At 41.9% G+C, this 11,898-nt stretch carries 12 protein-coding genes and 1 tRNA gene; 4 read left to right on the top strand and 9 right to left on the bottom strand.

Features of this window, described 5'->3' with window-relative positions; genetic code table 11:
- Nucleotides 1-13: 13 nt before the first annotated feature.
- From ACZ5NG_RS04405 to ACZ5NG_RS04395, 3 genes are read right to left on the bottom strand one after another with little or no spacing between them, the layout of a single operon-like run.
- Nucleotides 14-1,894, bottom strand: a complete 1,881-nt coding sequence (locus ACZ5NG_RS04405) for an NADH-ubiquinone oxidoreductase-F iron-sulfur binding region domain-containing protein (protein WP_464252785.1) — start codon at nucleotides 1,892-1,894, stop codon at nucleotides 14-16.
- A gap of 25 nt (nucleotides 1,895-1,919) precedes the next feature.
- A complete protein-coding gene (gene nuoE, locus ACZ5NG_RS04400; protein ID WP_464252784.1) occupies nucleotides 1,920-2,408 on the bottom strand; it encodes an NADH-quinone oxidoreductase subunit NuoE in 489 nt (162 codons plus the stop codon).
- A 35-nt stretch (nucleotides 2,409-2,443) separates the two neighbouring features.
- A complete protein-coding gene (locus ACZ5NG_RS04395; protein WP_464252783.1) occupies nucleotides 2,444-2,995 on the bottom strand; it encodes a helix-turn-helix domain-containing protein in 552 nt (183 codons plus the stop codon).
- A 282-nt stretch (nucleotides 2,996-3,277) separates the two neighbouring features.
- On the opposite strand from ACZ5NG_RS04395, the gene dinB reads away from it, so the two are divergent.
- Nucleotides 3,278-4,477: a DNA polymerase IV gene (dinB, locus tag ACZ5NG_RS04390; protein ID WP_464252782.1), complete on the top strand. Its 1,200-nt coding sequence runs from the start codon at nucleotides 3,278-3,280 to the stop codon at nucleotides 4,475-4,477.
- On the top strand, nucleotides 4,443-4,763 hold the full coding sequence (locus ACZ5NG_RS04385; RefSeq protein ID WP_464252781.1) for a hypothetical protein: 321 nt from the start codon (nucleotides 4,443-4,445) through the stop codon (nucleotides 4,761-4,763). Before dinB ends, ACZ5NG_RS04385 begins: the two co-directional genes overlap by 35 nt.
- Before the next feature lies 1 nt (nucleotide 4,764).
- On the opposite strand, the gene ACZ5NG_RS04380 is transcribed toward ACZ5NG_RS04385, so the two are convergent.
- The gene (locus ACZ5NG_RS04380) at nucleotides 4,765-5,274 is read right to left on the bottom strand and encodes a QueT transporter family protein (RefSeq protein WP_464252780.1); all 510 of its coding nucleotides are present in this window, start codon (nucleotides 5,272-5,274) and stop codon (nucleotides 4,765-4,767) included.
- A 152-nt stretch (nucleotides 5,275-5,426) separates the two neighbouring features.
- On the opposite strand from ACZ5NG_RS04380, the gene ACZ5NG_RS04375 reads away from it, so the two are divergent.
- Nucleotides 5,427-5,524: transfer RNA gene (locus ACZ5NG_RS04375), tRNA-Sec, on the top strand.
- 432 nt (nucleotides 5,525-5,956) lie between these two features.
- Here ACZ5NG_RS04375 and ACZ5NG_RS04370 read toward each other — a convergent pair.
- Nucleotides 5,957-6,130, bottom strand: coding sequence for a hypothetical protein (locus tag ACZ5NG_RS04370; protein WP_464252779.1), 174 nt, complete (start codon nucleotides 6,128-6,130; stop codon nucleotides 5,957-5,959).
- Between the two features lie 162 nt (nucleotides 6,131-6,292).
- On the opposite strand from ACZ5NG_RS04370, the gene ACZ5NG_RS04365 reads away from it, so the two are divergent.
- Nucleotides 6,293-7,036, top strand: coding sequence for a Dps family protein (locus ACZ5NG_RS04365; protein WP_464252778.1), 744 nt, complete (start codon nucleotides 6,293-6,295; stop codon nucleotides 7,034-7,036).
- An 81-nt stretch (nucleotides 7,037-7,117) separates the two neighbouring features.
- Here the strand turns inward: ACZ5NG_RS04365 and ftsH are convergent, their stop codons facing one another.
- The 4 genes from ftsH to rarD all read right to left on the bottom strand — a co-directional run bounded on the left by ftsH (nucleotide 7,118) and on the right by rarD (nucleotide 11,816).
- Nucleotides 7,118-8,929: an ATP-dependent zinc metalloprotease FtsH gene (gene ftsH / locus ACZ5NG_RS04360; RefSeq protein WP_464252777.1), complete on the bottom strand. Its 1,812-nt coding sequence runs from the start codon at nucleotides 8,927-8,929 to the stop codon at nucleotides 7,118-7,120.
- Between the two features lie 24 nt (nucleotides 8,930-8,953).
- On the bottom strand, nucleotides 8,954-9,409 hold the full coding sequence (locus ACZ5NG_RS04355) for a MarR family winged helix-turn-helix transcriptional regulator (RefSeq protein WP_464252776.1): 456 nt from the start codon (nucleotides 9,407-9,409) through the stop codon (nucleotides 8,954-8,956).
- Between the two features lie 243 nt (nucleotides 9,410-9,652).
- Nucleotides 9,653-10,558 carry a VanW family protein gene (locus ACZ5NG_RS04350; protein ID WP_464252775.1) on the bottom strand — a complete coding sequence of 302 codons (906 nt, stop codon included), beginning with the start codon at nucleotides 10,556-10,558 and terminating at the stop codon, nucleotides 9,653-9,655.
- Nucleotides 10,559-10,847: 289 nt separating this feature from the next.
- Entirely contained in the window at nucleotides 10,848-11,816 is a 969-nt protein-coding gene (rarD, locus tag ACZ5NG_RS04345; RefSeq protein WP_464252774.1) for an EamA family transporter RarD, read from the bottom strand.
- Nucleotides 11,817-11,898 lie beyond the last annotated feature (82 nt).

Below are 11,898 nucleotides of genomic sequence, written 5' to 3'. Positions count from 1 at the left end.
TTATCATGTACATTTAAGCCAAATAGATGGCGTCAAACTTACATTTTTCCATACAGGTTCCGCACTTAGCACACTTAGTCTGATTAATCTGATGAGGTTGTTTCTTTTCTCCGCTGATTGCACCGGCAGGGCAAACCCGGGCACACAAGCCGCAGCCCTTACATTTTTCCGGATCGATATGATAATCCTGCAAGTCTTTGCAGGCCCCGGCCGGGCACTTTTTATCACGCACGTGGGCAATATACTCATCACGGAAATAACGGAGTGTGGTTAATACCGGATTAGATGCTGTTTTGCCAAGCCCACAAAGTGAACCGTCCTGCACAACATAAGCCAATTCTTCCAGCAATGCCAAATCTTCTTCCGTGGCCTGACCCTTAGTAATTGCGGTAAGAATTTCTAACATCCGCTTGGTACCTTCTCGGCAGGGTACACATTTACCGCAGGATTCACTTTGCACAAAGCCCATAAAGAATTTTGCCGTCTCTACCATGCAGGTATCTTCACCCATGACCACCAAACCGCCGGAACCAATCATGGCCCCTAATTTTCTCAATTCATCGTAATCCAGTTTGGTATCTAAGTGTTCGGCAGTTAAACATCCCCCTGATGGGCCGCCAATTTGTACCGCCTTGAATTTTTTACCTTCCTTTAAGCCGCCGCCAATGTCAAAGACAACTTCCCGCAATGTCGCCCCCATGGGAACTTCCACCAATCCGGTGTGGGCAACTTGACCGGCCAAGGCAAAAGTTTTGGTCCCCGGACTGCTTTCTGTGCCAAAATCTTTAAACCAACTGCCACCCCGCAGCAAAATAGACGGCAGGTTAGCCAATGTTTCGACGTTGTTAATTACAGTCGGGTAACCCCATAACCCTTTGCTTGCCGGAAACGGCGGACGCGGACGAGGCATGCCTCGCTTACCTTCAATAGAAGCGATTAACGCCGTTTCTTCACCACAAACAAAGGCACCGGCTCCCTCTTTGATATGCAATTTGAACGAGAAGCCCGAACCGAGAATATTTTCACCGAGCATTCCCAGCTTTTCGGCATCAGCGATTGCTTTTTTCAGTCTTTGTACTGCCAGCGGATATTCCGCTCTTACGTAGATATAACCTTCATCCGCCCCAATGGCGTAACCGGCAATCATCATTCCTTCTATTACCCGGTGAGGATCACCTTCCATTAAACTGCGATCCATAAAGGCACCGGGGTCGCCCTCGTCACCGTTACAGATAATATACTTCTTATCCGATTTTTCCGCTGCAGCAAACTGCCACTTCCGCGCGGTAGGAAAACCACCGCCGCCGCGGCCTCTTAAGCCGGATTCTAAAACTTCATTAATAACATCTTGCGGGCTCATTTCAGTAATAACCTTAGCTATAGCCTGATACCCGTCATGGGCAATATAATCATATATGTCATCGGGGTTAATGCGGCCGCAGTGTTCCAGTGCCACCCGTTCCTGACTTTTATAAAACGGAACCTCATCCTGGGTTTTTACCGTTTCACCGGTTATCGGGTGCCGGTATAATAAACGTTCAACTAACTGACCATTTAAAACATGTTGTTCAACAATATCGTCTACATCTGACTGTTTTACATGAACATAAAGGATGCCGGCAGGCTCAATGCGTACCAGCGGTCCCATTTGGCAAAAGCCGTGACAGCCGCTGATATTAACGGCACATTGCTCGCCTTCTTTTTCTTCCATTAGTTCAACTTTAATATTTAAACCTTTAGCAACAAGCTTTTCTTTTAACGTTTCATATACTTTTAAAGAACCGTTAGCCACACAACCGGTACCGGCGCAAATTAAGATGCGCATTTTTTCTTTACTTAATGCCTCTTTGGCCTGCGCCTGCAGTTTGTTTAAATCCTCAAGAACTTTTAGCATTTTTAAAAGCCCCCTTTTTCCTGGCCTATTGATTATCCGATTCTCTAATCTTGTTAATTACATCCACAATACCTTCCGGAGTCATCTGCCCATATACTTCATCATCATTCACCGTAACTACCGGAGCTAAACCGCATGCCCCCAAACAAGACACGCGTTCTAAAGTAAACTGCATGTCATCGGTGGTTTGCTGATCGTCTTTTAAATTTAATTCTTTCCTAATAGCAAAGTTAATTGGCTCTGATCCCCTAACGTGACAGGCAGTACCGTCACAAACCTTAATCACATACTTACCTTTAGGAATCAGCGAAAACTGGGCATAAAAGGTAGCAACCCCAAATACCGTTGCCGGCGGAATATTCATCGCGGTAGCGATATAAGTCAGCACTTCTTCCGGCAAATAACGATATTCATCCTGGACTTCCTGTAAAATAGCTATCAGGTTAGCCGTTTTCCCCTCATAACGATCAATAATTTCTTGCAGTTTTTGGAATTTTCTTTGCGGCGATCCCATTGTTAATCCCCCTTTATTTTTAGATAAAGATTTCCTTATATTCCGGGCGGACTGACCACCCATAAGCCTACTGCTTTCTTATCCGCCACATTTTTAATTACAGTAGGACTGTCAAACATAAAATAGGCGGCATCACCCTCCTTCATGGTGTAAACAAGATTATTGGCTGTAACTAATACTTCGCCTTGAATTATGTAGATAAAGTCTTCATGGGAACCACTAAAAGAAGGCAGTTGCAGTTTTTCTTCCCCCGGTTGAATTTCAAAAACCAACGGTTGCATCTTTTTATTTCTGGTTCCTAAAAATGTCAGCATTTCTAATTTTATATTTTCACTGCCGGTAGCAATTTTTTTGCGATTGTTTTTCCGGATAATTACCCACTCTTCAGGAAGCTCATCTTCAATAAATAAGCTGATATTAGTTTCCAAAGCATTAGCAATACTTTTTAAAGTGGAAAACGACGGCGAAACTTTATCTTGTTCCAACTGGTAAATAAAACTAGCGGTAACGCCTACTTTTTTAGCCAATTGTCGGACACTGAGGCTGTTATTTTCACGTATTTGCTTTATCCGTTCTCCTAGTGACATTTTTTTCGTTTCGCCCCCTGTTTGATAAACCATAATAGTCTGAAAATTTACTCTTGACTTTATTTAATAATTGTTTGCATTTATTTTATGCTATTACTTTACAAGTGTCAACTAATAATTTCATTTTTAAATAATGGGTTTAATTTAGTAATCGGTTGTTTAAAAATATAAACCAATTCTAATTACCCGCTTGTTAATTTTACCGGTTTTATTATTTTTTACCCCCTCTTGTTCCAGAACATATGTTTGGTATATAATGCAGTTATGGAGAAAAAAGTAATTATGTTAATTGATATGAACAGCTTTTTTGCCTCGGTGCACCAAGCCTTAAATCCGGCCATTCGGGGCAAGCCGGTAATTGTCTGCGGCGATCCGCAAAAAAGACACGGTGTGGTGCTGGCTGCATCTTACGAAGCAAAAGGGCCATACGGCATTAAAACGGGCATGACCGTCAACGAAGCAAAAAAGTTATGTCCGCACGGTATTTTTGTTTCACCCTGCTTTAAGCATTACGTTGATTTTTCCACACGGACAATGAATATACTGCGCGACTTCAGCCCGTTAGTAGAGCCTTACAGCATAGATGAAGCTTTTGTAGACATTACCGGATCAATCGGTTTATTTGGCTCGCCTAGAGAAATAGCTTTGAAAATGAAAAGGAGGATTAAAGAAGAGCTTGGTATTACCTGCAGCATAGGCATTGGCCCCAACAAATTGCTGGCTAAAATGGCTTCCGAGTTTGAAAAGCCAAACGGTTTAAGCAGCATTACCATGGAAGAAGTGCCAAAAAAAATCTGGCCGCTGCCGGTACGCCGTCTGTATGGCGTGGGCAGCAGGTACGAAAAGCATTTTCAACGGTTAAATATTAAAACTATTGGTGATTTAGCCAAGTTTCCCGCAGATGTTTTAAAACTTAAGTTTGGGTTAATGGGTGAAATTTTTCACCTCTCAGCCAATGGTCTGGATTATAGCCCGGTTGAACCGGGAAACGCAAATTATATTAAAAGTATCGGCAATCAAATTACCCTGCCCCGCGACTACGTCGGACTTAACGAAATAAAGGTGGTTATTTTAGAGCTGGCCGAACAAGTTTGTTTTCGCGCCCGAAATGTAAACTATGCCGGCAAAACTGTATCACTGACCTTAAAAAACACGGATTTCGCCAGCAAAACCCATGCCCTAACACTGGAACAGCCTACAAACATAACTAATGAAGTTTACCGCGGGGCGCTAAAACTGCTTAAACAGCATTGGAACGAGCACATTAAAGTGCGTTTGGTAGGGTTAAGCCTTTCTAACCTAACTACGGCCGGACAGCAGCAATTGAATATATTTAACAATATGTTAAAACAAGAAAAACTGGAAAAAGCCTGTGACGGCATTAAAAAACGCTTTGGCTACAATGCCATTAAAAGAGCGGTTTCACTGACAGACTTGGGTGTATATTATGAGCACAAACAAAATAAAACGCTATTATCGTAACAACTTTTTATATCGCAGCCACACCATGATGCTGCCGGAAATGCAGGAAAGAGTGCGGCACACCTGCCAAGACTGTATCTTTTTAGTTAATGTTATCGGCAAAAAAGAAAGCAAAACCATTTGCGTAAAAGCTATACCGGAATATGTCAAAAGGCATAAAAAAATACGCCGGGAGATAAGTATTTATGAAATCCTTAAATACATTAGCTCCCGGCAGTTAATAAACTTGGTTTTGCAAAGTTCACCTTACCGCATGGCTTGTGTCCATTTTATTAAACGAACTTAATTTAATTTTTAATAAACTTTTTAAACCTGACTAAAAGCAGCGCTCCGACAGCCACAGCAACGGTTTGACCTGCACCTACACCGGCAACCCAGTACCAATAGGGTATGCCGGTAAGCGACGCCATATAAGCGCCAACCCCAAAAGCATTAAACAGCACCGGCGGTAAATAAGCAAGCCATGAACGGCGCAAAGCATAGGTGGCCAAAGCCGCCAGCAGCGTAATAAAACTGCCTAAAAAAATATCCCACGGGCCCATGCCGCCCAAAATGTTAGCTAAAAGACAGCCGATGTACAATGCCGGAATCGCCTCCGGCATGATAATAGGCAGAACCGTCAAAGCCTCACTGAGCCGCACCTGCACCATCCCATAACTAATGGGAGCTAAAGCAAAAGTTACTGCTATATATACTGCCGCAATCAATCCCACGCGGGTAATTGTTTTGGTAGTTAAAGATATCGGCTTCCTTTGGCCACCATCTCGGTTTTTTTGACCCTTGGTTTTTGTTTCCACTTTCGCACCACCTCATTTTATATATACCGGCCGCAAATCAAAAAGTATCTTCTATATAATAACACATATTTCCACGGAGCAAAACCATGATGGCAAAGCAAACACCCTCACTTGACTCATTCTAATTAACAAGGTATAATGAAATTTGCCATGGGAGTGGATGGTGCCTGGTGGTGCTCCTGGTCTTCAAAACCAGTCGTGGGGCGGCGATCCCGTCCCTGGTGAGTTCGATTCTCACACACTCCCGCCAATAATAACAAGGCCTCCGGGTTTCCGGAGGTTTTTTGTTTTTTGTTGAATGGTAATTTTTCTAACTTTTTATCCAACAAATAAAATATGTATCGTTTTAACCCGTTTAATCTAATAGCTATAACCAGGACCATATAAAACAAAACCCAGCTTTCGGCAGATGAAGATAAAGGTTGATATATTTTTTGTCACATTATATATTTATTGAAATATCAGTTTGGCTTTCAACCTAAGCATTTTACCTCATAGCTAATTGATACAGCTATTCGTTCTACCCCAGCTTTGTTATTCTTCTTTTATCACTTCTGGGAATAGGTATCAAAGAAAAGCTTATGCCAAAAATAAATCAGTCTTTCGCTCCCGTAGCAACTGTTGGTCTATTGCTACCAGAGGCTTTATTACAGCCACCGGGCACGCCGGTTTAGCAATCCCTTCAGCCTACTTGACTAAGATGCCAGAATTGTTTGTAGCGCAGTGCTTTGAGTTCTTTTTTTAAGCGGCGTACTTCTTGAGGATCTGTAGTTTTTTCAAGTTTATCCTTAAGTCGGTGTATTTCTAATTTAGTACTCTCAATGGCTGCTTTCAGCTCTTCCGCAGACATGGGCATAGAAAACACCTCCGATTTTCTATAAGGATAAGTGCAGTTGCTATCAACCGTCAACGGTTTTCTTTAGCCGCATCCGTCAATTGCTGCTGATAAATGTATACCTTGGGAATTATTTAGAAATAATAACCTAAATTATAAGCGTTTTTATAAAGGAGGTATACCATGGAAAACATGCAGCCTATAAACCAACCGCCTCAAGAAATAAACCATGTTATGGGTAAGATGAGCAATTTTAGGGGCGAATTTAATCTTAACAAATCCGGATTTGACCCGAGCATGCCCGGTCATTCCAGCGACCATTCAATGATTTTAAGGCAACAGCCCCGAACCGTTAAGGATGTTGGAGCGGGTGTCGGCCTGCCGAAAGAAGTGCGCTTTGAGATGGCTTTAATGTTAGATGACCATCAGTGCGCCTTACATGTGGCTCTGCATCAATATACCAAGCACCATTGGTTAACGGAGGGTGCTGAATCTTTTCTTAGTTTACATCACCTGCTTGATGAACACATTGAAAAAACCAAAAAACATATTGACATGATTGGCGAAAGGGTTGCCCGTCTGGGAATGGTGCCCACCGCTCATCCGGTAACCCAGCATGAACTTTCTTACATTAAGCATGAACCTGAAGGGCGCTACACAATGCGCGACTTTCTGCGCAACGACCTGGAGCATGAATTAAAAATTCAGGAAATGATCCGCAAACAAATAGCCCGCGCCCATGAACTTCAAGATTATGGTACCGTTCAAGTTTTAGAAGAAGTACTCGTAGAAAGGGAAGATTTAGCTTACCATCTTTACAGTGTGTTAGAAGACGATACCTTGGTTCGTGGCATGAATCATCTGATTGACAATCGGTTTGATATTTGGGGTGACCGCCCAATGCCTCCTAACAGCAAGCTGCAATAATATCGGTCTGATTAAACAAAAGGGCTGCTGCAAATGATTTTGCAGCAGCCTATAAGGTTGACTTTTTAATAAGATTATTAGTTAGCTAGCTGATTCTGCCTGTTCAGCTAAAATGGTCATAAATTCTTCTCCGGTAATTGTTTCTTTCTCATAAAGATATTTAGCCAGTTCGTGCAGTTTATCTATATTTTCTTCTAATATCTGCACCGCTCGCCGGTAAGCGGACTTAATAATTTGCAAAACTTCTTCATCAATTTGGGAGGCAGTTTCGGCCGCTACCAAAAGGGAAGTATCTCCTCCTAAGTAAGGATTGTTCACCGTCTCTAAAGCCATCATGCCGAACCTTTGGCTCATGCCAAATCTGGTAACCATCGCGCGGGCAATTTTGGTTGCCTGTTCAATATCATTAGATGCACCGGTGGTAATGGTATTTAATGCAATTTCCTCTGCAGCCCGTCCGCCCATATAGGTGGTAATCTTATCCAAAGCCTCTTCTTTGGTTAAAAGCACTTTTTCATCTTCTTCCACCTGCATGGTGTAACCCAATGCTCCGGAAGTACGGGGGATAATGGAAATTTTATGCACCGGCGCAGAATGCTTTTGCTTTGCCGCCACTATAGCATGCCCTATCTCGTGATAAGCAATAGTCATTTTATCTTCCGGCGTCAGTACCGCATTTTTTCTTTCGTATCCGGCAATAACAACCTCTACTGACTCTTCTAAATCATTTTGAGTTACTTCTTGACGGCCCAGTTTTACTGCCCGCAGCGCCGCTTCATTGATAATGTTGGCTAAGTCTGCACCGGAGGCTCCCGGTGTTGCCCGGGCAATCGCATTTAAGTCAACGTTTGAATTTAATTTAATTTTTTTCGCATGTACCTTTAAAATAGCTTCCCGCCCTCTTAAATCCGGCAGCTCCACCGGGATTCTCCGGTCGAACCTTCCGGGGCGAAGCAGTGCTTTATCTAAAACTTCCGGCCGGTTGGTAGCGGCTAAAATCACTACTCCTTTGTCCGGTTGAAATCCGTCCATTTCAGTCAACAATTGATTTAACGTTTGCTCTCTTTCATCGCTGCTGCTCAACGATGAATTACGATTTTTACCGATAGTATCGATTTCATCAATAAATACAATACAGGGAGCCTTTTCATGCGCTTTTTTAAATAAATCTCTCACTCTTGCCGCTCCCATGCCGACAAACATCTCGACAAACTCTGATCCGGAAATGGAAAAGAAGGGAACTTTTGATTCTCCTGCTACCGCCCTGGCCAGCAGTGTTTTCCCTGTACCCGGTGGGCCCACTAACAGTGCCCCTTTGGGAATAGTTGCCCCAATTTCCTTGTACTTTTTGGGGTTATGCAGAAATTCCACTATTTCTTGCAGGGCTTCTTTTGCTTCTTCCTGGCCGGCAACATCATCAAAGGTAACGCCGGTTTCCGCTTCAACGTATACCTTGGCATTACTTTTGCCAAAGGACATTAAGCCGCCACCGCCGCCTTGCATTTTGCTGAAAAACAGCTTGTAAAATGCAAAAAACAGCAGCAGCGGAAAAACCCACGCTAATATAATGCTTAAAAGCGGCGAAGTTTCTCTGGGAATAACCTTATTAAATTTAACATTGGCGTTGTATAAACGATTGACCAAATCCGGGTCATCCATGCGGCCGGTGACATATAACTGGTTGCCAACTACAAAGCCAATTTTATTCTCTCGGATTTCAACTTTTTCTACTCGGCCGTTTTCAATTTGTTTTAAAAAAGTTCCATAATCAACTTGGGTAATTTGCTTACTAAACAGAATCGGAAAAATAAAAGCATTTAATAGAATTACAGTTGCAATAGCAATTATCAGATAATTTAACAGCGGTTTTTTCGAATTGTTTTCTTCTCTCATTTCACGTCTCCTTTTCAATTGGGTTTAATTTGACTTGTCTAGCGACTGAATCTTAACCAGCAGGTTGTTTAATTTCTCCATCCCGATAACAATATCGCGTAGATTTTCTTCTGTTTCGCTATTAATTATTTGTAAAAATTTTTCGTTTAGTCTTTGTTCTATCTCTGATACTGTTTGGCTACCCTTTTGAGTTATAGTAACCTTTACTACCCTTTCATCAGATTGATCTCTGACTCGTTCCAACAGTCCTTTGTTTTCCAGCTTTTTGCACATTGCAGATATATTTGCTCCGGCAATATTGATACTGTCAGCCAAACTGCCAATGCTGTGCCAGTCATTTCGATGTAGTTCCAGCAAAATTCTTACCTGTAGCATAGTCAGCCCATATTGCTCAACTATTGGACTAAAAACCTGGTTTGAGTTTTCGCTGATTAGTCTGGTGTAATCCCAAATTTTGTCTTTAAATTCAGAAACATTCATAACAATCCTCCAAAATTTATGTTGAATATTATTTATGCAACATAGACTATTATATAGTATAGGTTTATTTTGTCAACAAAAATTGCTACAAAGTGGATGGGAGTCGATTATCAGCTATTAGTTGGTTAGTTAGCGGTTAGTAAGGATTAAATTAGTCTTGACCGTGCCGTCTTGGAACAGTCAAGACTTTTTCTTACAATGTTGCAAGCAATGCCAACATTCTAGCCTTACCGAATGATCAGGTTACTGCCCTTTTTCAATTATTTCCGGACAGGCATTGTACCAACTCTTACCCTTATCTTTAATCTTTACTTTTCCGTCCGCTGTTTTTACCGTTACCCAGGATTTTACAATCAAGCCTTTGCTACCCGGTCTTACTACCTTTTGTTCTCCGGCTTTAAGATTAGGATTTATGCGGGTTATTGTCCAATAATCAATTTCTTTGATTATTTTATGATGCCAAATTACTTCGGGCGGTTCTTTATAGCCGTATAAACCAACATAAAGGGCGTTATCTACTTTTTGTGACCAAATTAAAATCGGTTTTTCGGTGTTATTTAAAAAGCGCAAATCTTTAGCGCCATAACATACAGTGGCATCCTGCCCGGGCGGCACATACGGCACCGTCATAGAATGAGTGCTGTGCATAATGATCGGCAAGTCGCAAAAGGTAACCGCGTTGTATAACACCGAAGCCACTTTGCAAACCCCACCGCCGGTCATAGTTACAATGCGGTTTCCCACAAAGCCTGACCCTTTTTGAAAGCCATGGTATTCAGTGAAAGGACCGACGGTATTATTATAAGAGAATGTTTCACCCGGCTTTACTACCGTCCCGGCCAATTTTTTTACAGCCAGAGCGATGTTAGACTCTTCCCCCTCGGTCGGCTCAGGCAGTAACACTTTATAAGCAGCCATTAACTTGGCACCGGGCAGTTCTGCCAAGGCTGCCTGAAACTGGTCATTGTTTTCCCAGGGCAATGGCCCTTGATAGGCTTTTTCCATGCCTTTAAAGTTGTTTTTAAATATCTTTTGATCATCATTTTCAGTTATTTCCGCCGGAGTTTCCCTATCGGTTTGTGCCGTTACATCCGTAGGCAGCATCACACTAAAGCACAATAACAGAATACAGCATATTAGCTTTTTCATCTTTTAAACCTCCAAACTTTGCACTTTATTATTATGATTCTTTCGTGCTTTTATATGTGACTGACACTTGTGATTATTATGGTTTGAAAGTTATTTTTTTCTAAATAAGTAGAGGCGAGAAGCATGGGCCCGTTTTTATAGATGCAGCCGCCAAGGTATTTACGCTCCGTTAAGAAAACTTAGGTTCCGGCAAGCCCCTAGGGCGCAGGCGGAAGCTATGAAACCCGCCCCTGTACACAAAAAAGCTGAAGCGCTACAAACCTTTAGTTCGTTGTGCTTCAGCCCTTGATTAATTGTGTTTGTTTAGTGTCAAATTGCTTACCCGGTGATGCAATTTTTTATGCACTATCGCTTCTCCCCGGACAAACAATTTGGTTTTGGCCAGTGAAAAAATGAGCAGTGCAGTCCAGATAAAGGCAAATGATACCGCATGTACCGATGTAAAGGGTTCGTGATATAAAAATACACCGATAATCAGGGATATTGTCGGTGCAATATACTGAATAAAGCCCAATACTGACAGGGGTAGGCTTTTTGCTCCGCTAGAGAACAAAAGCAGCGGAGTTGCGGTAGCTGCACCTGCACCCATTAAAAGCAGTGCCAAAATTGGTTCTGCTAAACTAAAAGCACCGCTGCCCTTTTGGTGAATAAAAGCCAAATAGCTTAAGGCAAAGGGTGTAATCAACAATGTCTCTAAAGTAATGCTGGAAATCGCTCCTAAGTTGACTGTTTTTTTCAGCAATCCGTAAAAACCGAAGCTTAAAGCCAGTGTTAAAGCTATCCAGGGAACAGAGCCAAAATTAACCGTCATGTTTAATACGCCTATTGCCGCCAAAATAAAAGAAACCGTTTGCCAGAAGGAAAGTCTTTCTTTGAGCACAATTATTCCTAATAACACGCTAACTAACGGATTTATGTAATATCCTAGACTGGCTTCAACAATATGTTCGTTGTTTACCGCCCAAATGTATGTACCCCAGTTTACGGTAATAATTAACGCCGCCACAACCACACATAAAAATTGTTTGGGTTGGCGCAGCAGTTCCCGTACTTCTGTAAAAAAGTTACTTACTTTAGCCGTGATCAGTAAAACAAGCACCATAAAAACAAAAGACCACACAAATCGGTGGGCCAGTATTTCATAAGCCGGAACTTGTTCAATCAGTTTCCAATAAATCGGTAAAAAACCCCATAATAAATATGCAGCGATGGCAGCAACAACGCCAATCAATTGTTCATTTGGTTTTTTTGCCTTCATAGTTTTACCTCTTTTTGTGTTTATTTCATCGAATAAATTAATTCTATTACTATCAACGAAAAAAATCAAACTTTAAAGTAAT

The sequence above is a fragment of the Desulfovectis peckii genome, assembly GCF_055391705.1.
The sequence above is the reverse complement of the archived record's forward strand: the minus strand, read 5'-3'. Positions and strand labels throughout refer to the sequence as shown.

Coding starts and splice junctions, on each gene's coding strand:
- nuoE (WP_464252784.1), bottom strand. CDS start 2,408: ATGGGATCGCCGCAAAGAAAATTCCAAAAACTGCAAGAAATTATTGAT.
- ACZ5NG_RS04350 (WP_464252775.1), bottom strand. CDS start 10,558: ATGAAAAAGCTAATATGCTGTATTCTGTTATTGTGCTTTAGTGTGATG.
- ACZ5NG_RS04355 (WP_464252776.1), bottom strand. CDS start 9,409: ATGAATGTTTCTGAATTTAAAGACAAAATTTGGGATTACACCAGACTA.
- rarD (WP_464252774.1), bottom strand. CDS start 11,816: ATGAAGGCAAAAAAACCAAATGAACAATTGATTGGCGTTGTTGCTGCC.
- ACZ5NG_RS04405 (WP_464252785.1), bottom strand. CDS start 1,894: ATGCTAAAAGTTCTTGAGGATTTAAACAAACTGCAGGCGCAGGCCAAA.
- ACZ5NG_RS04365 (WP_464252778.1), top strand. CDS start 6,293: ATGGAAAACATGCAGCCTATAAACCAACCGCCTCAAGAAATAAACCAT.
- ftsH (WP_464252777.1), bottom strand. CDS start 8,929: ATGAGAGAAGAAAACAATTCGAAAAAACCGCTGTTAAATTATCTGATA.
- ACZ5NG_RS04385 (WP_464252781.1), top strand. CDS start 4,443: ATGAGCACAAACAAAATAAAACGCTATTATCGTAACAACTTTTTATAT.
- ACZ5NG_RS04395 (WP_464252783.1), bottom strand. CDS start 2,995: ATGTCACTAGGAGAACGGATAAAGCAAATACGTGAAAATAACAGCCTC.
- dinB (WP_464252782.1), top strand. CDS start 3,278: ATGTTAATTGATATGAACAGCTTTTTTGCCTCGGTGCACCAAGCCTTA.
- ACZ5NG_RS04370 (WP_464252779.1), bottom strand. CDS start 6,130: ATGCCCATGTCTGCGGAAGAGCTGAAAGCAGCCATTGAGAGTACTAAA.